Genomic DNA, 17,368 nt, shown 5'->3' on the forward strand with positions numbered 1-17,368 from the left:
CCGCCCTACTTGAAGTACTTGCTCAGTTCCGACACCGTCAGCTCCCCGCCGCCGACGGCGGCCGCCTGGGTGCCGATCCTGGCGTCGTCCGCCGCGTGCAGCTTCCTACTGTGGTCCAAATGGTTGGAGATGTGGGCGCATGCTTGAAGAACGGATTTCACCTGGGACGTCCAGATCTCCTCGGTCCGCGCCAGACCGGCCCCCATCCCGAACCCATGGGCCGTCAGCGAGCTCGCCGCCCGCGTCGTGGATCCTTCGCCGCCCTTGTCCACGCCCGCCCCCGCGATGTCTGCCGCTGTCCGCAACTCGTCCCAGAGGATGTAGGCCTCGTGCCCCACCGCACCCAGGTCGTCCTGGTGGGCCACCAGGTCAGCCGAGTTGGCACGAACGCCCCCTTGGTCCGCCGGGTACTGATTGAGCCGCATCCCCGTGGCGTCGTCTCCCCTCGCCTGGGTCTTCAGCCGGTCCCACTCGTCCCACGCCATGCGTGGTCCTCCCCGTCTCTGCTCAGCCGTCCCCGGGGGACCGTGAACGCCCGACCACGATGTGGCAATGATCGGCGTCACGATATCCAACTCTGTGTAACCAACCGGTCGAATCATGCCACCCACGCGAAAGCACAGCCGCACTGGCCAGCTCGCGTCCGCCGTGGCGTTCAGCGGTTCCGGACAGCCGAAAGGGCCGCCCGCACCACGGATGGCGGGCGGCCCTTTCGGGGGCGTGCTCAGAGGTGACCGGGGGTCAGGAGGCCTTGGCCTTCTCCTCGGTCTTCACGGCGGGCGCCGCGGGGGCCGGGGCCGGCTTGGCGGCCTCGTAGAACTCCTCGCGCGGGGACTCCAGCGCGCCGAGGGCGACGACCTCGCGCTTGAGGAACATGCCGAGGGTCCAGTCGGCGAAGACGCGGATCTTGCGGTTCCACGTCGGCATCGCCAGGCCGTGGTAGCCACGGTGCATGTACCAGGCGAGACGTCCCTTGAGCTTGATCTTCATCTTGCCCATGACGATCATCGCGACGCCCTTGTGCAGGCCGAGGCCCGCGACCGCGCCCTTGTTGGCGTGGCTGTACTCCTTCTGCGGGAAGCCCCGCATGCCGGACACCACGTTGTCGCCGAGGACCTTGGCCTGGCGCAGCGCGTGCTGGGCGTTCGGCGGGCACCAGGCGTTCTCGTTGCCCGCCTTGCGGCCGACGAGGTCCGGCACCTGGGCGTTGTCGCCCGCGGCCCAGATGTAGTCGGTGCCCTGCACCTGGAGGGTGGCGGCTGTGTCGACGTGACCGCGCGGGCCCAGCGGGAGGCCGTAGCGGGCCAGGACCGGGTTCGGCTTGACGCCGGCGGTCCAGACGATGGTGTTGGAGTCGACCTCGAGGCCGTTCTTCAGCACGACGTGGCCGTCGACGCAGGAGTCCATCGAGGTGGAGAGGTAGATCTCCACGCCGCGGCTCTCCAGGTGCTCCTTGCCGTACTGGCCGAGCTTGGGGCCGACCTCGGGAAGGATCTTGTCGGCGGCGTCGACGAGGATGAAGCGCATGTCCTCACGGGACACGTTCTTGTAGTACTTGGCCGCGTCGCGGGCCAGGTCCTCGACCTCGCCGATGGTCTCGGCGCCGGCGAAGCCACCACCGATGAAGACGAAGGTGAGCGCCTTGCGGCGGATCTCCTCGTCGGTGGTGGAGTCGGCCTTGTCCAGTTGCTCCAGCACGTGGTTGCGCAGGCCGATGGCCTCCTCGATGCCCTTCATGCCGATGCCCTGTTCGGCGAGGCCGGGGATCGGGAAGGTGCGGGAGACCGCGCCGAGCGCGATGACCAGGTAGTCGAAGGGCAGCTCGTACGCCTCGCCGACCAGCGGGGCGATCGTGGCGACCTTGCGGTCCTGGTCGATGGTGGTGACCCGGCCGGTGAGGACCTCCGCCTTGGGGAGCACGCGTCGCAGCGGGACGACGACGTGTCGCGGGGAGATGTTGCCGGCGGCGGTTTCGGGGAGGAAGGGCTGGTAGGTCATGTACGACCGGGGGTCGACGACCGTGACGGTCGCCTCGCCGTAGCGCATCTTCTTGAGAATGCGCCGAGCTGCGTACAGGCCTACGTACCCACCGCCTACTACGAGGATCCTGGGACGCTCCGTGGTGCTCATGCCATCGAGTATCCACCCGCTCGGAGGGGGGTGCTCGTGCGCCCCTTCACAAGCTCCGACAGGGCCTGTGCTATCCTGCGCGGCCCGCGTGACCCAGATCATGATGCGGCGAGGGAACCACTGTGCATGGCGGGCCGTTGTCAATGCCGCGTGAGCTGCTCCTCTGGCTCGTCTCACCCCTTGGACCAGTCCTCGCCGGCCCTCCTCGAGGACCCCGTCGCACCGATCCCCGGAGCGGGCCGACCGCGCCGGTGAGCCCCCGCAACGGCCCAGTGGGCCCCTTTCACCCTCCGGCAGGACTGAATTCCTTGTGAAGAACTTCACGAAGTTTTCCGACGTGGTGTCACCGGACGGGTCGATGGCTTGCTCAAACGTTGACCGATTCGCTCAACGGAGGCCCTGACCAGTGGCGATCGCCGCCCGGCGGTGACCCCGGACCGCCCTCGGCGAACCGGCGGCCTGGCGCCCGAGAGCGCCGCCGACACCCGTCGGCGGCGCTCGTCCGGCTTCTCGGGCCGGGCACGCCCTACGGGAGCGGTCCGGACTCGTCGGGGTCGTCGGCCGGCCGGGCGTCGCCCTCGATGCGCTCCTTGCGGACGCGCCCGCGGACGGTCTCCTGCTCGGTCTCCTCCTCGGCGGTCAGGCGGACCCGCTCCACCGGCACGGCCTCGGTCTCCACCACCGGCCGCTCCTCGTGCAGCACCACCTCGTGCTCCGCCTCGCTGATCTCCGGCCCGGACATCGCCGCGTCGCGGTTCTCGTCGGTGATCGGCTCCCGCTCGACGCGTACTTCCTCGTGCCGCACCGGGACCGTGCGCTCCACCTCTTCGGTGACGACGTACTTGCGCAGCCGCGCGCGCCCGGCCTCCCGGCGCTCCACGCCCACGTGCATCCGCTCCTCGGAGCGGGTCATGGCGTCGTCCTCGACGGTCCGGTCCCGCAGCTCCTCGCCTGCCGCACCGATGCCCGCGGTACCCATGGCCCCCTGGCCCATGTCGGACCCCAGGCCCGCTCCGGAGCCCTGGCGCGTCCCGGTCCCCTCCTGCGCCCAGCCGCCCTCGCCGGGCTGGTTGGCGCGCGCCCAGGAGTCGTCCCAGTCCATGCCGTAGTACTCGTAGAGCTCGTGCTCCTCGGTCTCCGACAGATGGCCGCCGGCGTCGACGTCCACGTGCGGCGCGTCCTTGACCTTGCTCTTGGAGAACGGGACCTCCATGTGGTCGCCCACGACCGAGGCGTCACGGATCGGCACGAAGGTCTCGCTGGTGCCGAACAGGCCCGTCTTCACGGAGACCCACTCGGGGCTCCCGGTGACGTCGTCGAGGTAGACGTGCTTGGCCTCGCCGATCTTCTTGCCGCCCTCGTCGAGGACCGCGTGGTCCAGGACGGCCGGGATCTGCTCTCTGGTGATCATGGCTTGTTCCACCCTTCTCTCGGCAGGACTCCCAGGGGGCGGGTCACCGTCACGACAGGGGGTGAAACAAGCCATTGGCGACAAACTGCGCATTCTTTCCATGAACGGACTTCCCGCGCTTCAGTGCGCTCCCGTCACGCCACCGACCACGCGATGCCGTCGAGGATGTCGTGCTCGCTCACCACGACCTCCTCGGCGCCGATCCGCTCCATGATCGCCAGCAGTACGAGGGCGCCGGCGGCGATCACGTCGACCCGTCCGGGATGCATGGACGGTACGGCGGCCCGCTCGGCGTGGGTGGAGCGCAGCAGCCAGTCGGTGATCTCGCGGACCTTGTCGTGGGAGATCCGGGAGTGGTGGATGGCCGCGGAGTCGTACTCCGGCAGCTCCTGCGCGATCGCCGACACGGTCGTCACCGACCCGGCGAGGCCCACCAGCGTGTGCGCCTCGCGCAGCGGCACGGTCCGCTCGGCGAGGTCGAGGGCGGCCTCGATGTCGGCGCGCATCGCCGCGATCTGCTCCGCGGTCGGCGGGTCGGTCACGGCACCCTCGTGCACGAGGTGCCGCTCGGTCATGCGGACGCAGCCGACGTCGACCGAACGCGCGGCCCGCACCCGCCCGTCGCCGACGACGAACTCGGTGGAGCCGCCGCCGATGTCGACGACCAGGTAGGGCGTGGTGAGGTCGGTGCGGCCCTTGAGTTCCTTGGTGGCGCCGGTGAAGGAGAACTCCGCCTCCTGGTCCCCGCTGATCACCTCGGGCTCCACGCCCAGGATGTCCAGCACGCCGCGGACGAAGTCGTCGCGGTTCTCGGCGTCGCGGGAGGCGGAGGTGGCCACGAAGCGCAGCCGCTGGGCGCCGTGCTCCTTGATGACGGCGGCGTACTCGCGGCAGGCCGCGAAGGTCCGCTCCAGCGCCTCGGGGGCCAGCCGCCCGGTGCGGTCGACACCCTGGCCGAGCCGCACGATCGTCATACGGCGGTCCAGCTCGACGAGTTCACCGGTGGCCGGGTCGCAGTCGGCGACCAGCAGGCGGATGGAGTTCGTGCCGCAGTCCACGGCGGCGACCCGGGTCACTGCGCGTCCCCCTCCGCCTCGGAGACCTCGGAGACCTCGGAGACCTCGGAGACCGCGGAGGCCGCGGAGTCCGCGTCGGGCAGGGTCACGCACGCGCCCTTGCGCCACCACTCCGGCAGCATGGCCAGGGCCTCGTCGCCGAGCGGGTTCACCCCGGGTCCTGCGGCCAGCGAGTGGGCCACCAGGACGTGCAGGCACTTCACGCGGTCCGGCATGCCGCCGGCGCTCGGGAAGCCCGCCAGCACCTCGATCTCGTCCCGGCGCCGGATGTAGTCCTCGTGCGCGGCGCGGTAGGCGGCGGCCAGCTCCGGGTCGCTCTCCAGCCGGGCCGTCATCTCCTTCATCACGCCGTTGGCCTCCAGCGTGCCGATCGCCGAGGAGGCCTTAGGGCACGTCAGGTAGTACAGCGTCGGGAAGGGCGTGCCGTCGGGCAGCCGCGGGGCCGTCTCCACGACGTCCGGCTGCCCGCAGGGGCAGCGGTGCGCGATCGCGCGCAGCCCGCGGGGCGGACGGCCCAGCTGCTGCTTGAAGGCCTCGACGTCCGCGTCGGTGGGCTCGGTGCGCGGGGTGGGCGGCGGGGGCGTTTGCATGCCTGTCTTTCTGTTTCCGTTCAACTGTCCGAGGCGTCGGCCTTGTCGACGCCGTCCCAGACGTTCGAGTACCAGGGGCGGTCGGCGCCGCCCGTGTCGGTGCGGGACTGCTTCACCGCGTTCGGATCGATCACGACGTACCCGGTCTCGCCGGGCATGACGTAGTGCAGTCGCCGGCGGATCTGCTGCTCGGCGTAGGCGTCGTCCTGCCATCGCGCCTTGGCGTCGCGCAGCTGTTCGACGCGCTCCCGGGCCTGGCGCTGCTCGCGCTCCAGGTCGGCGATCTCGGCGCGCTGGGCGACGTACTGCCTTATCGGGTAGGCGAGCGCCACCACCAGCGAGCAGACCACCAGCGCGAGCAGCGCGGCCCGGCCGGTCAGCCGGGAGCGGCGGGCCTGCCGCCGGGTCTGCGAGCGGTAGACGCGGGCGGCGGTCTGCTCGCCGATCAGTCTGATCCTGGTCGCGGTGGAGAACCGGTCCCGGTCCTTCACGGCCATCGTCCCGCCTCCCCGTTCGCCGGCGCGTGTACGTGCGTACGTCCCCGCACACGGTACGGGACCGAGTACGGGGACGTACGTACGACTGGCTGAGCTTTAGCCCTGCCGGGGATCAGCCCTTGAAGCGCGGGAAGGCGCTGCGGCCGGCGTACACCGCGGCGTCGTCGAGGATCTCCTCGATGCGCAGCAGCTGGTTGTACTTGGCGACACGCTCGGAGCGGGCCGGGGCGCCGGTCTTGATCTGGCCGCAGTTGGTGGCGACGGCCAGGTCGGCGATGGTGACGTCCTCGGTCTCGCCGGAGCGGTGCGACATCATGCACTTGAAGCCGTTGCGCTGGGCCAGCTCGACCGCGTCCAGGGTCTCGGTGAGCGAACCGATCTGGTTCACCTTCACCAGCAGGGCGTTGGCGGCGCCGTCCTCGATACCGCGGGCCAGGCGCTCCGGGTTGGTGACGAACAGGTCGTCACCGACGAGCTGGACCTTGTCACCGAGCTTGTCGGTGATGGTCTTCCAGCCGTCCCAGTCGTCCTCGAACAGCGGGTCCTCGATGGAGACCAGCGGGTACGCCTCGACCAGTTCGGCGTAGTACTCCGTCATCTCGGCGGCGGAGCGCTCCTTGCCCTCGAAGACGTAGGAGCCGTCCTTGTAGAACTCGGACGCGGCCACGTCCAGCGCGAGCGCGATCTGCTCGCCCGGGGTGTAGCCGGCCTCCTTGATGGCCTCCAGGATCAGGTCCAGGGCCTCGCGGTTGGAGCCCAGGTTCGGGGCGAAGCCGCCCTCGTCGCCGAGGCCGGTGGCCAGACCCTTGCTCTTCAGGACCTTCTTGAGGGTGTGGTAGACCTCGGTGCCCCAGCGCAGCGCCTCGGAGAAGGACTCCGCGCCGATCGGCGCGATCATGAACTCCTGGATGTCCACGTTGGAGTCGGCGTGCGAGCCGCCGTTCAGGATGTTCATCATCGGCACCGGCAGCAGGTGCGCGTTCGGGCCGCCCAGGTAACGGAACAGCGGCAGGTCGCTGGCCTCGGAGGCGGCGTGGGCGACGGCCAGGGAGACGCCGAGGATGGCGTTGGCGCCGAGCGAGCCCTTGTTGTCGGTGGCGTCCAGGTCGAACATGGCCTGGTCGATCAGGCGCTGCTCGGTGGCGTCGTAGCCGACCAGCTCCGGGCCGATCTGCTCGATGACGGCCAGGACGGCCTTCTCGACACCCTTGCCCTGGTAGCGGTTGGGGTCGCCGTCACGGAGCTCGATGGCCTCGAAGGCGCCCGTGGAGGCACCGGACGGAACGGCGGCACGACCCGTGCTGCCGTCGTCGAGGCCGACCTCGACCTCGACCGTGGGGTTGCCTCGGGAGTCCAGGATTTCCCGGGCTACGACGACGTCGATGGACGGCACGAGCATCTCCTTCTTCAATGTGACGCGGTGGGCAGGCCGCGGGTGTGGCTCTGCGAGACGAGCCTAACCGGCTCCGGGCGATCGGCCAGCCGACCGACCACCCCGTGGACGGAACCGAGAGTAAATTGTTTCCGAACGGAACAAAGACGGTTTCGCAAAACCCACGGCAGAAAGAGCGAACCCCGCCCCGGTGCGTACGGGGGAACGCGCACCGGGGCGGGGAGTCTGCGGGCCTCTCCTGGCGGAGGTGCCGCCGCTGCCTACTTGAGGTGCAGCTGCTGGCCCGGGTAGATGACGTCGGCGTCGTCGACGATGTCCTTGTTCAGGTCGAACAGCTTCTGCCAGCCGCCCGCGACGTCGTGCTCCTCGGCGATCGAGCTGAGGGTGTCGCCCTTGACCACCTTGTACTCGCCGTCGCCCTTCTCGACCTTCTTGCCGGTCGGGGTGGTGACGGTCTTCTCGGCGGCCGGACGCTCGGCGGAGCGGGAGGCGCTCTGCTCCTCGGTCTCGCGCTCGGTGGTGGCGGTGTCACCGGCCGAGGAGGAAGGGGTGGAGGAGGAGGCGCTGCCGCCACCGTACGGGGTGTTCGACAGGCCGGTGCCGCAGACCGGCCAGGCGCCCTTGCCCTGGCCCGCGAGGACCTTCTCGGCGACGGTGATCTGCTGCTCCTTGGAGGCCTGGTCGGCCGTGGCGGCGTACTGCGTGCCGCCGTACGCGGCCCAGGTGGAGGCGGAGAACTGCAGACCGCCGTAGTAGCCGTTGCCGGTGTTGATGGACCAGTTGCCGCCGGACTCGCACTGGGCGACGGCGTCCCACTCGGAGGCGGTGGCGGCGGAGGCGTTGCCGGCGGCCATCAGCGGGGCGGCGACGGCGGCACCGGTCACACCGGCGATGGCGATGGCGCGGGTGGCCTTGGACGGACGGCGGTGCTTGCCCTTGGCGGAAAACAGCATCGATCGATCCCCTCACCGACGCCTGCGAGGTGAGCTGTCGGGTTCGGGCCGGTTGAGTTGCCCGGCCGCAGTCTCTTGCGAGCTGCGGCTTCACCCCAAGCCGGCTCCGGCAGCGAACTGCCGGGACCGGCACTTACCTTGGGTCCCCCGCTCCTGCCTACGGCGCTTGACGCGACGACTGTTCCCGGACGGCCGCTGGCAGGATTCGGCGTTGCGGCAGCCGGGGCTCGCGGTGACGAGCGGCCTTGACCGTAGACACGCGATCCGCGGAATTTCAAAGACGATCAGGGCTTCTGAGACCTATATCTCACCGCTGCCAATTCGGACATTAAGCCCGAACCGTGACGCGAACTCCAGCTACTTTTCGCCCGGTTCGACCCCTACTTCAAGGGTCTGACCGGGAACGATGAGGTCGGGGTCGTCGCCGACGGTGTCCTTGTTCTCGGTGTAGAGCGCGGACCATCCGCCCTGGAGGTCAAGGGAGTCGGCGATGCCCCAGAGGCTGTCGCCGGCGCGGACCGTGTAGGAGCCGTCGGCCGCGTCACGCGCGGCGGTGGTGTCCCGCGAGGCGTGCCGGCCGGAGGAGTCGGCCGTACGGCTGTCCGCGGCCTCCTCGTCGGCGCTGTCGCCGCGGTGGCGGCCGGAGCCGGTGGAGCCGGATTCGACGGCGTCCGAAGAGAGGTCGTTCTGGCCGGACTTGTCCGACTCGTCGTTCTTGGTGGTGGCGGTGAGGGAGCTGTCACCCTCCTGGGAGTCGCCGCTCCCGTCCTTGCCGGAACCTTCCGCCTCACCGTCCGAGCCGGACCCCGAGGACGGGGACGACGACGCGGAACCGGAGGATCCGGAATCACCGGAGGCGTCCGAGCCGCCGGAGGTACCGGACTTACCGGAACCTTCAGAGCTTTCCGCCTTACCGGTGCTTCCGGTCGAAACGGAGGAGTCGGACAAGCCGGACTCGGGCTTCGAGGAGGCGTCCGGGGTCGCCGAGGCGCCCGACGCCGCGTCAGCCGCGAGGCCGGTGTCGACGCCCGCCGGTGCGGAGTCGTCGTCCAGGCCGCCGAGCAGGCCGCAGGTGGGCCAGGCGCCGACACCCTGGTCGGCGAGGATCCTCTCGGCGACGGCTATCTGCTGCGAACGGCTGGCCACGTCGGGGCTCTCGGCGTAGTCCAGGCCGCCGTACTCCACCCAGTTGTCCTGGGAGATCTGCAGACCGCCGTAGTAACCGTTGCCGTTGTCGGCGCTCCAGGAGCCACCGCTCTCGCACTCCGCGACCCTGTCCCACGTCACACCGGTGGCGGCGCTCGCGCCGGTCGCGCCGAGGAGCGGGATGGCGATGGCGGATCCAGTCACTCCGGCCGCGACGATGAGGGCCGGAGCCTGACGGGGGCGACGGTGACGACCGTTCCCGGAGAGCATGCGGGGACCTTTCGCGAGACAGCGGTGACGGCGCGGCGGAGATCTTGTGACGCTCGCCGCGCTGATGGGTGAACGTATAGGCAGACGATCACTTGTCACAAGTTAATGCCGCGTAGATCACGTGAAGATCACAGAGGTGAGGGAGTGTCATGTTTGCGGTCGTGACGTGCAGTCGTCATGGCCGGGGTGTGAACTCCACCGGCAGCGTGCGCAGTCCGCGCATGATGAGACCGCCGCGCCAGCGCAGCTCCGCCGGATCCGCGGCGAGGCGGAGATCCGGCAGCCGGGTGAGCAGCGTGGCGAGCGCGGTCTGGCCCTCCAGACGGGCCAGCGGGGCGCCCAGGCAGTAGTGGATGCCGTGCCCGTACCCCAGGTGCTGGTTGTCGCGGCGGGCGAGGTCCAGGGTGTCGGGGTCGGTGAAACGGGCGGGGTCGCGGTCGGCCGCGGCCAGCACGACCAGGACCGGGTCGCCGGGGGCGATGTCCTGGCCGGCGAGGGTGAGCGGCTGGGTGGCGAAGCGCCAGGTGGCCAGCTCCACCGGGCCGTCGTAGCGCAGCAGCTCCTCGACTCCGGTCTCCAGCAGACCGCGGTCACCGGCCGCGAGGGAGGACTGGAGGCGGGCGCGCTGCTCGGGGTGGGTGAGCAGGGCGTAGGTGCCGTTGCCGATGAGATTGACCGTGGTCTCGAAGCCGGCGAACAGCAGGATGAACGCCATCGCCGCGGCCTCGTTCTCGGTCAGGTGCTCGCCGTGGTCCGAGGCGCGGATGAGAGCGGAGATCAGGTCTTCACCGGCGGCGGGTTCGGCGGGCAGCGCCTCGCGTTTGCGGTGGATGAGGTCGGCGAGGTAGCCGCGCATCTTCTTCACCGAGCGGGCGACACCGCCGCGCGGCCCGCCGCCGTGGCGGATCATCATGCCCGCCCAGTCCCGGAAGTCGTCCTGGTCCTCGCGCGGGACGCCGAGCATGTCGCAGATGGCGTAGATGGGCAGCGGGAACGCGAACTCGTGGATGAGGTCGGCGGAGCCGTCGCCTGCGAACCGGTCGATGAGCTGGTCGGTGAGCTGCTGCACACGCGGGGCGAACTCCGCGACCCGCCGGGGCGTGAACGCCTTCGAGACCAGCCGGCGCAGCCGGGTGTGGTCCGGCGGGTCGATGTTGAGCAGATGCGTCATCAGCTCCGCCTTGCGCTCCCCCGGAATGCCCGTCTTGCCCTTGGCGTGCGCGGGCTCGTCGTGGTGCGCGGGGTTCTTCGACAACCGCTGGTCGGCCAGCGCCTGCTTGGCATCCGCGTACCGCGTGACCAGCCAGGCCTCGACCCCGCTGGGCAGCCGCGTCCGATGCACGGGGGCGTGCTCACGGAGCCAGGCGTAGGCGGGGTAGGGGTCGGTGGCGAATTCCCAGGTGAAGAGGGCGGGGGCTGTGGGGGTGGGGGTGGGGGTGGGTGCGGGTGCGGGTGCGGACTTGGGCTCGGGCTGGTGCTGGGGGTCCGGCTGGTGCTGGGGGTCGGGCTGGTGCTTGGGTTCCGGCTGGTGCTCGGGGTCGGGTTCCGGCTGGTGCTCGGGGTCGGGTTCCGGCTCGGGTTCCGGCTCGGGCTTGGGCTGGTGCTCGGGGTCGGGTGCGGCTTCGTGGGGGGCCGGGGGCTGCTGGTCGGTCACGTCGTCGACCGTATCCGGAGGCGGGCGGGTGCGTCGGCCGCCGGAGAGGCGCTGCGGTTTCACCCGGAATCTCCATGAAGAGCCGCCTCTTTGACTTCGCGTTTCCTCACCTCCCTACATTCCGCCCGTGGACCCCGATCTGCTCAGGACCAGCTTCGCCGTCGTCGAGCGACGGGCCGAGTTCGCGGTGAAGTACTTCTACGCCCACCTCTTCCACCATCACCCCGACCTCCGCGCCCTCTTCCCGGTCGACTTCCCCGAGGACATGCGGCGCCAGCGCGACCGTCTGTTCGCCGCGCTGACCCGGGTCGTGGCACGGCTGGACGACCCGGAGCTGCCCGAGTACCTGCGCGCGCTCGGCCGGGACCACCGCAAGTACCTGGCGCGGCCCGAGCACTACGCCGCCGTCGGGGAGAGCCTCCTCGCCGCCTTCGCCACGGTCTCCGGGGCCGCCTGGACCCGGGAGACGGAGAAGGCCTGGCAGGAGGCGTACGCGGGCATCGCCGACCACATGCTCCAGGGCGCGCGCGAGGCTCGTGGCGCGGGCCGGCCTCCCTGGTGGGACGCCGAGGTCGTACGTCATGTCCGGCACGGTGACGACCTCGCGCTCCTCACCCTCCGCCCCTCCCACCCCCTCCCCTACCTCCCCGGTCAGTACGTCACCGTCAACACCCCACGGCTGCCGGGCATCTGGCGCCCCTACTCCCTGGCGAACGCACCCCGCCCCGACCACACCGTCGACCTCCACGTCAGCCTGGTACCGGGAGGCCTGCTGTCCACGGTGCTGGTGAACGGCGTGCGCGAGGGAGACGTGCTGCGGATCGGGGCGGCGGGCGGGGACACGGTGCTGCGGGGGACGTGGCCGCGGTTATCCGGAGCGCCCGGAACATCCGGCACATCCGAAGCGCCCTGCGCACCGGAGCGGCGGCCGATCACCCTCATCGCGGCCGGTACGGGCTGGGCCCCCGTCAAGGCGCTGCTGGAGCAAATGACGGGCGAGGCGCTACCGGGTGGAGATCTGCCGGGTGGGGATCGGTCGGGCGGGGATCTGCCGGGTGCGGGCCGGTCTGCCCTGGGACTGCCAGGTGAGGATCGGTCGGGTGAGGAGGCGGCGGGTGAGGAAGCGGCGGGAGAGGATTCGCCGGATGAGGCGCCTGCGGGCGGGCAGTCGCCCGAGGCTTCCACGGAGCGCCGGCCGGCGGAGGGCGGAGAGAGGACGCGGCTCCCCGCCCGGCCGCGCGGGTCGGCGGGGACCGGGGGCCGGAAGAAGCCCCTCGCCGATCCGAGCGCTCCCAGCGTCCGGCTCTTCGTCGTCGCCCGGGACAGCGCCCGTCTCTACGACCGCCTCGCCCTCGAAGCGGCCCAGGCCCGGCTGCCGGGTCTCACCGTCACCTGCATCACCCCCGCTCCCGGCCGCCCCGGCGCCCAGGCCACCGAACGGCTGCTCACCGCCCTCGGCAACCGCGCCGGCTGGGACCGGCACGATGTCTATCTGGCCGGGCCACCCGGACTGGTCGACGAGGTCACCGCCCACCTCCCCCTTCTCGGCACCAGGCCGGACCGCATCTTCCACGACTCCCTGCCGCCCGCCGGCGAGGACACCGCCCGCCCTCTCGGCCCGGGCGAATGGCTGCTGGGCCGCCCCCAGCCGCACTGGCACGACCCGGCCGCGCGCGACCTCCCGGACTGACGCGGCGACCGCTCCGCTGCTCCCCTACTCCCGCTACTCCCCCTACCTCACTGCTCCCCTACTCCCGCTCCGCGGCCGTCCCGTCGCCCGGCTCGCCCGGCTCCCGCGCCTCCTGTTCCTCGTACGCCCTGATCGCGTCCCGGTACGCGCGGGCCGCCGCGCGCAGGGCCGCCTCCGGGTCCGTGCCCTCGGCCTCGGCGCGCGCGGCCAGGGCCAGCAGCTCGTAGCCGATGCCCTGGGAGCGCGGCAGGGGGACGTCCAGTTCCGCGGTTCGCACCCGGGACGCCAGCTTCGCGGCGAGGGCGAGACCGGGCTGGTGCAGGGGCACGCCCTCCGTCACCGAGGTCCGCTGCTTCTCCTGGGCCTTGGTGCGCAGCCAGTGCTCCTTGACCTCTTCCGGCGTGGCGGCCGTCTCGTCCCCGAAGACATGCGGATGCCGGCGGATCAGCTTGGCGACGATGCCGCCGGCCACGTCGTCGACGGAGAACGGCGCCTCGATGTCCTCCTCGGCGATACGGGCGTGGAAGACCACCTGGAGCAGGACGTCCCCCAGTTCCTCGCGGAGCTCGTCGCGGTCGCCGTCCTCGATGGCCTCGACGAGTTCGTACGCCTCCTCGATGGCGTACTTGGCGAGCCCTTTGTGGGTCTGCCGGGACGACCACGGGCACTCCGCGCGGATGCGGTCCATGACCTGCACGAGGTCGAGGAGCCGGGCGCCCGGCAGGTCGTAGGAGGCGGGCAGCAGTTCCAGGTCGGGCATCTGCACCCGGCCGGAACCGGCGAGCCGCGCCAGGCCGTCGGTCAGGGCGGGCTCGCCCTCGCCGACCGCGACGACGACCACGGTGTGCCCGCCGGCGCAGGCGTCGACCAGTTCCTCGGCGGTCGGGGCGGCCTCGTCGACCGCTATCCCGGCCTCCCGCAGATAGGGGAGCTGCGGATGGGCTCCGTCCGCGCACAGCACGCGGTCGGCGGCGTGCAGCGCCTGCCACGCGGGCCAGGACAGCAGGCCCGGTGCGACGCGGTGGCTGGTGGTGAGCAGGACGACGCGTCCGGGGGCGGTCGGGTCCGGGGCGCCTTCGAAGCTGGTTGCGTTCACGATCCGAACGTAACGCACCCCGCCGACACGCCTCGCGAGTTGTCCACAGGCGTCCGCGATGATCCGATCATGTCACCGGCGCACGTCACCGGATCCGTCGTCGGGGCACGTCACCGGAGTGCGTCACAGAAGCGCGTCACCGGAGCGCGTCACCGGAGCGTTCGTCGAAGCACGTCGCGGAAGCGCGTCACGCCGTCTGCTGCGTCTGTGCCGTCGTGACCTCGCGCACCCACGGCGTCTTGGCGTCGACGCGGCTGCTCTTCTCCACGTCCCAGGTGCCGTAGCGCGGGTTGAGGTCGACGCCCAGGTCGGCGGAGGCCTCGGAGAGGGCCTTCCAGAAGGCGGGCTGGCTGGTGTCGGTGCCGAGCTTGGCGGCGAGCTTCTGGGCCTCCAGCTGGAGCCGCAGATTGTCGTCCAGGCGCTCCGGCGCCACGCTGTACTGCTGGAGCCAGGCCGTCTCCAGCGCCTCGGACCCGCCGACCTGCTGCTCCAGGCCGGACCGCATCTCCTGGACCTCCTTGCGGCTGACGGTGATGCCGGCGTCCTGGGCCGCCCGGTGCAGCACCTGGTCGAGGACCATGCCGTGCAGGGTGTCGCGGGTGAGGCTGCCGGTCTTGGCGATGGCCTGCGCGTACTGCGCGTCGCCGGCCACGGCGGCCCGCTGGGCGGCACGCACCTCGTCGACCCGGTTCTCCAGCTGCGAGACCGTGATCCGCTGGTCGCCGACGACGGCTGCCGCGCCGGGATGCGCATCGTTTCCGCAGGCGGTGAGGAGCGGCGCCGCGGCGATCGCGGCGGACAGCAGGAGCGCGGTGCGACGGCGGTGCAAGGAAGCCTCCCGAGGAGATTGTGCGACGGTGCACAAGGTCTTGCAGTGATCGATGGTAGGCAGTGGCCAAGCTCTGGCCAACCCATTCGACCAACGATTCACCGCCACTTCGGGCACCGCCGCGCCACCGGGCCGTACGTCCTAGCCGTGCACCTGCCCGAGCCACTGCAGGCTCCGGCGCACCTCCGCCGCCATCGGGTGTCCGGGGCCGCCGTGCCGTTCCACGTCGTGCAGCAGTCGCACGAGGGTGTCGTGGGCGGCGGCCCGGTCGCCGAGGGCGAGCAGCAGGTGCCCGATGCGGCGGCGGACGTCGTGGGCCGGCTCGGGGTCGCCGGAGACGTACTGGTTCTCGTAGTACGGCAGCAGCGCGCGGTACTCGGCGAGCGCCGCCGCGGGCTCCCCGAGCTGCTCCAGACACTGCGCGGCGTCGAAGCGGAAGCGGAGCGACTGCGGGTCGGCCTGGCCGGCCTCGGCGGCGCGTTCGTCGGCGAGGCGGCGCAGTTCGGGCAGCGCGCGCCGGTACTGGCCGTCGTCCATGAGCGTGGCGGCGTACTGCTTGCGCAGGGTGCGCACCACCGGGGAGTGCTCGCCGTGCTGCTCGGCGGCGGCGGGCAGGATCGCGCCGAGGATGTCGACGGCCTGGGTGATCCGGCCCTCGCCGAGCAGCCGCTTGACCTCGTCGACGGCGCCGGCGACATCGGGTTTCTCGGCGACGCTCGGGACCGGTGTGACGGCGGCGGGCTGGGGTGCGGGGGTCCGCGCACGGTCCGGCCAGGGAGCGTGGGGGCGCAGGAAGGGGCGCGTGGGGTCGAGGGGCGCGCCCGTGGGCATCCCGCGCGCGGGCAGCAGCAGCGCCAGCTCCTCGTACACCTCCTGCGCGGAGCCGGGCCGGTGCTGCGGGTCCTTGGCGAGCAGGCGCAGGACCAGGGTCTCCAGGGCCTCGGGCACCTCGGGGCGGAGCCGGCGCACCGGCAGCGGCGGCTCGTACAGATGCCGGTGCAGGACGCCGAGCGCCGTCGAGCCGGAGAACGGCACATCGCCGCTGAGCAGTTCGTGCATCAGCACGCCGAGCGCGTAGAGATCGGTGTACGGGCCGACCGCGCCGCCCATGGCCTGCTCGGGCGCCATGTAGGCGGGTGAGCCGATCGGTGAGCCGGTGTGCGTGAGCCGGGTGGTGTCGCTGTCCATGACGGAGGCGACGCCCAGGTCGAGGACGGTGACCGTGCCGTCCTGCTTGACCATCACATTGCGCGGCTTGAGGTCGCGGTGGACGATCGGCACGGCGTGCACGGCGCTCAGTACGGCGCACAGCTGCGCGGCGACCGCCACCGCCCACTGCCACGGGTACGGGTCGTGCTCGGCCAGGTGGTCCGAGAGGTCCGCGCCGTCCACGTACTGCATGACGAGGAACAGCTCCTCGCCCTCGCTGCCCGCGTCGTGCACGGTCACCAGGCCCGGGTGGTCGACCTGCGCGGTCACCCGGCACTCGCGCACGAAGCGGCGGCGCAGCTCGTCGGCCTCCTGGCCGGCCACCTTGTCGGGGCGCAGCAGCTTCACCGCCACGCGCCGGTCAAGCCGCTGGTCGTAGGCCGTCCAGACCTGGCCCATGCCGCCCTGCCCGATGAGCGTGGCCAGTTCGTACCGGCCGGCGACGACCCGTCCTGTCGCCACGGTCACCGTCCGGCCTCGTGATCGCCGTCCTGCCTGCGCAGGTAGTCACTGAGCTCGTCGAGTTCGGCGCGCACCTGGTCGATCCGGGCGGGCGCGGGGCGCTGCGGCGGCGGGGTGTGCGCCGGGGGGACCGGCACGGCGCCGCCGGGAGCCGGGATCGGGGTGTGGGGCTGAGGAGTCTGAGAGGGCTGAGAGGGCTGGGAGGGCTGGGAGGTTCGAGGGCTCTGGGGGCTCTGGGATAGGTGCGGCGTGGCCGGTGCCGGGGTCGCCTGGGCCTGCGGGGTGGCGGGCGTCAGCGGCGACAACGGGGACATCGGCGCCATCGGCGCCATCGGGACCGTGGTGGCGGTGCCCGTGGCGTACGGCGCGGCGGGCTGCGGATACCCGTACGCCGGTGTCGGCTGCGGGGCGTACCCGCCGTAGCGGAGCTGGTGGAAGTGGCGTACGTCCGCGGCGAGGTAGTACGCGATCACGATCACGAGCGTGCCCAGCAGCAGCGCGAGACCGGTCCAGCCGCCCGCGGTGTGGATCTCCTCGCCCGGTTCGGTGCCCAGCAGCACCATCGCGAGGATGTCGGTGACCAGTACGGCCACGAACAGCCCCCAGTCCAGCGACTTCCGGGTGACGATCGCCAGGCGCAGCAGCATGGTCCAGGTCAGGAAGCCGAGGCTGAGGATGGAGATCACCACGAACAGCACGCGCAGGAAGATCAGCCACGCCGTGGGAGGCGGCGGCTTCACCGGCCGCATGTAGCCGTGGCCATGCATGACTGCTCCTGATGCCTGAGGTGGGCGTACGGTGCCCGCCGGCGTCGGGCAACGCCGGTCGTGCGAATGTCGCTTCGAGCGTATAGGCCGACACGGACAAGCGGTCCCGGGTTGTACCGAACCGTTGTCGTGCTGATCACTTCCCATGACCGGGCAGGTCGGGCCGGGGCGGGCGCGCCCGGTGCCGGGAGGCGC

Annotated in this window: 15 protein-coding genes and 1 riboswitch; of the genes, 1 reads left to right on the top strand and 14 read right to left on the bottom strand. The window is 71.4% G+C overall.

The genetic code is table 11. From position 1 onward, the window contains the following. Window positions 1-5 precede the first annotated feature (5 nt). The 10 genes from ABT232_RS02840 to ABT232_RS02885 all read right to left on the bottom strand — a co-directional run bounded on the left by ABT232_RS02840 (window position 6) and on the right by ABT232_RS02885 (window position 11,120). Window positions 6-485 (bottom strand): hypothetical protein, encoded by a 480-nt coding sequence (locus tag ABT232_RS02840; protein ID WP_351834937.1) that lies wholly within the window; start codon window positions 483-485, stop codon window positions 6-8. Between the two features lie 256 nt (window positions 486-741). Further along, a complete protein-coding gene (locus ABT232_RS02845; protein WP_351834940.1) occupies window positions 742-2,130 on the bottom strand; it encodes an NAD(P)/FAD-dependent oxidoreductase in 1,389 nt (462 codons plus the stop codon). A gap of 526 nt (window positions 2,131-2,656) precedes the next feature. After that, window positions 2,657-3,541, bottom strand: coding sequence for a DUF2382 domain-containing protein (locus ABT232_RS02850; protein WP_351834942.1), 885 nt, complete (start codon window positions 3,539-3,541; stop codon window positions 2,657-2,659). 134 nt (window positions 3,542-3,675) lie between these two features. Beyond that, window positions 3,676-4,617 (bottom strand): Ppx/GppA phosphatase family protein, encoded by a 942-nt coding sequence (locus tag ABT232_RS02855; protein WP_351834944.1) that lies wholly within the window; start codon window positions 4,615-4,617, stop codon window positions 3,676-3,678. After that, window positions 4,614-5,207 (bottom strand): DUF501 domain-containing protein, encoded by a 594-nt coding sequence (locus ABT232_RS02860; protein ID WP_351834947.1) that lies wholly within the window; start codon window positions 5,205-5,207, stop codon window positions 4,614-4,616. The genes ABT232_RS02855 and ABT232_RS02860 overlap by 4 nt, the downstream gene beginning before the upstream one ends. Window positions 5,208-5,227: 20 nt before the next feature. Next, on the bottom strand, window positions 5,228-5,704 hold the full coding sequence (locus ABT232_RS02865; protein WP_351834949.1) for an FtsB family cell division protein: 477 nt from the start codon (window positions 5,702-5,704) through the stop codon (window positions 5,228-5,230). A 112-nt stretch (window positions 5,705-5,816) separates the two neighbouring features. After that, window positions 5,817-7,097 carry a phosphopyruvate hydratase gene (gene eno, locus ABT232_RS02870; protein ID WP_351834952.1) on the bottom strand — a complete coding sequence of 427 codons (1,281 nt, stop codon included), beginning with the start codon at window positions 7,095-7,097 and terminating at the stop codon, window positions 5,817-5,819. A 260-nt stretch (window positions 7,098-7,357) separates the two neighbouring features. Then, complete coding sequence (locus ABT232_RS02875; protein WP_351834955.1) at window positions 7,358-8,050, bottom strand: transglycosylase family protein; 693 nt, start codon at window positions 8,048-8,050, stop codon at window positions 7,358-7,360. A 4-nt stretch (window positions 8,051-8,054) separates the two neighbouring features. Further along, window positions 8,055-8,225: riboswitch (cyclic di-AMP (ydaO/yuaA leader) on the bottom strand. Between the two features lie 182 nt (window positions 8,226-8,407). Continuing rightward, entirely contained in the window at window positions 8,408-9,466 is a 1,059-nt protein-coding gene (locus tag ABT232_RS02880; protein WP_351834958.1) for a transglycosylase family protein, read from the bottom strand. A 175-nt stretch (window positions 9,467-9,641) separates the two neighbouring features. Next, on the bottom strand, window positions 9,642-11,120 hold the full coding sequence (locus tag ABT232_RS02885; protein ID WP_351834961.1) for a cytochrome P450 family protein: 1,479 nt from the start codon (window positions 11,118-11,120) through the stop codon (window positions 9,642-9,644). 127 nt (window positions 11,121-11,247) lie between these two features. On the opposite strand from ABT232_RS02885, the gene ABT232_RS02890 reads away from it, so the two are divergent. Further along, window positions 11,248-12,810, top strand: a complete 1,563-nt coding sequence (locus ABT232_RS02890) for a globin domain-containing protein (RefSeq protein WP_351834963.1) — start codon at window positions 11,248-11,250, stop codon at window positions 12,808-12,810. Window positions 12,811-12,868: 58 nt separating this feature from the next. On the opposite strand, the gene ABT232_RS02895 is transcribed toward ABT232_RS02890, so the two are convergent. The 4 genes from ABT232_RS02895 to ABT232_RS02910 all read right to left on the bottom strand — a co-directional run bounded on the left by ABT232_RS02895 (window position 12,869) and on the right by ABT232_RS02910 (window position 17,173). Continuing rightward, window positions 12,869-13,906 carry a nucleoside triphosphate pyrophosphohydrolase gene (locus ABT232_RS02895; protein ID WP_351834965.1) on the bottom strand — a complete coding sequence of 346 codons (1,038 nt, stop codon included), beginning with the start codon at window positions 13,904-13,906 and terminating at the stop codon, window positions 12,869-12,871. Between the two features lie 187 nt (window positions 13,907-14,093). Then, window positions 14,094-14,735 carry a SurA N-terminal domain-containing protein gene (locus tag ABT232_RS02900; RefSeq protein ID WP_351834968.1) on the bottom strand — a complete coding sequence of 214 codons (642 nt, stop codon included), beginning with the start codon at window positions 14,733-14,735 and terminating at the stop codon, window positions 14,094-14,096. 141 nt (window positions 14,736-14,876) lie between these two features. After that, window positions 14,877-16,343 (bottom strand): protein kinase domain-containing protein, encoded by a 1,467-nt coding sequence (locus ABT232_RS02905; protein ID WP_450871585.1) that lies wholly within the window; start codon window positions 16,341-16,343, stop codon window positions 14,877-14,879. Window positions 16,344-16,408: 65 nt separating this feature from the next. Beyond that, window positions 16,409-17,173, bottom strand: a complete 765-nt coding sequence (locus ABT232_RS02910) for a hypothetical protein (protein WP_351834970.1) — start codon at window positions 17,171-17,173, stop codon at window positions 16,409-16,411. Window positions 17,174-17,368: the final 195 nt, after the last annotated feature.

Origin of the sequence: Streptomyces sp. NPDC001532, from assembly GCF_040298625.1 — a bacterium.
GTDB lineage: Bacteria > Actinomycetota > Actinomycetes > Streptomycetales > Streptomycetaceae > Streptomyces.

Bases quoted from the DNA above. Each gene is read 5' to 3' on its own strand.
- ABT232_RS02840 (WP_351834937.1), bottom strand. From the start codon at position 485: ATGGCGTGGGACGAGTGGGACCGGCTGAAGACCCAGGCGAGGGGAGAC.
- ABT232_RS02845 (WP_351834940.1), bottom strand. From the start codon at position 2,130: ATGAGCACCACGGAGCGTCCCAGGATCCTCGTAGTAGGCGGTGGGTAC.
- ABT232_RS02850 (WP_351834942.1), bottom strand. From the start codon at position 3,541: ATGATCACCAGAGAGCAGATCCCGGCCGTCCTGGACCACGCGGTCCTC.
- ABT232_RS02860 (WP_351834947.1), bottom strand. From the start codon at position 5,207: ATGCAAACGCCCCCGCCGCCCACCCCGCGCACCGAGCCCACCGACGCG.
- ABT232_RS02865 (WP_351834949.1), bottom strand. From the start codon at position 5,704: ATGGCCGTGAAGGACCGGGACCGGTTCTCCACCGCGACCAGGATCAGA.
- ABT232_RS02875 (WP_351834955.1), bottom strand. From the start codon at position 8,050: ATGCTGTTTTCCGCCAAGGGCAAGCACCGCCGTCCGTCCAAGGCCACC.
- ABT232_RS02880 (WP_351834958.1), bottom strand. From the start codon at position 9,466: ATGCTCTCCGGGAACGGTCGTCACCGTCGCCCCCGTCAGGCTCCGGCC.
- ABT232_RS02905 (WP_450871585.1), bottom strand. From the start codon at position 16,343: ATGGGCCAGGTCTGGACGGCCTACGACCAGCGGCTTGACCGGCGCGTG.
- ABT232_RS02910 (WP_351834970.1), bottom strand. From the start codon at position 17,173: ATGCATGGCCACGGCTACATGCGGCCGGTGAAGCCGCCGCCTCCCACG.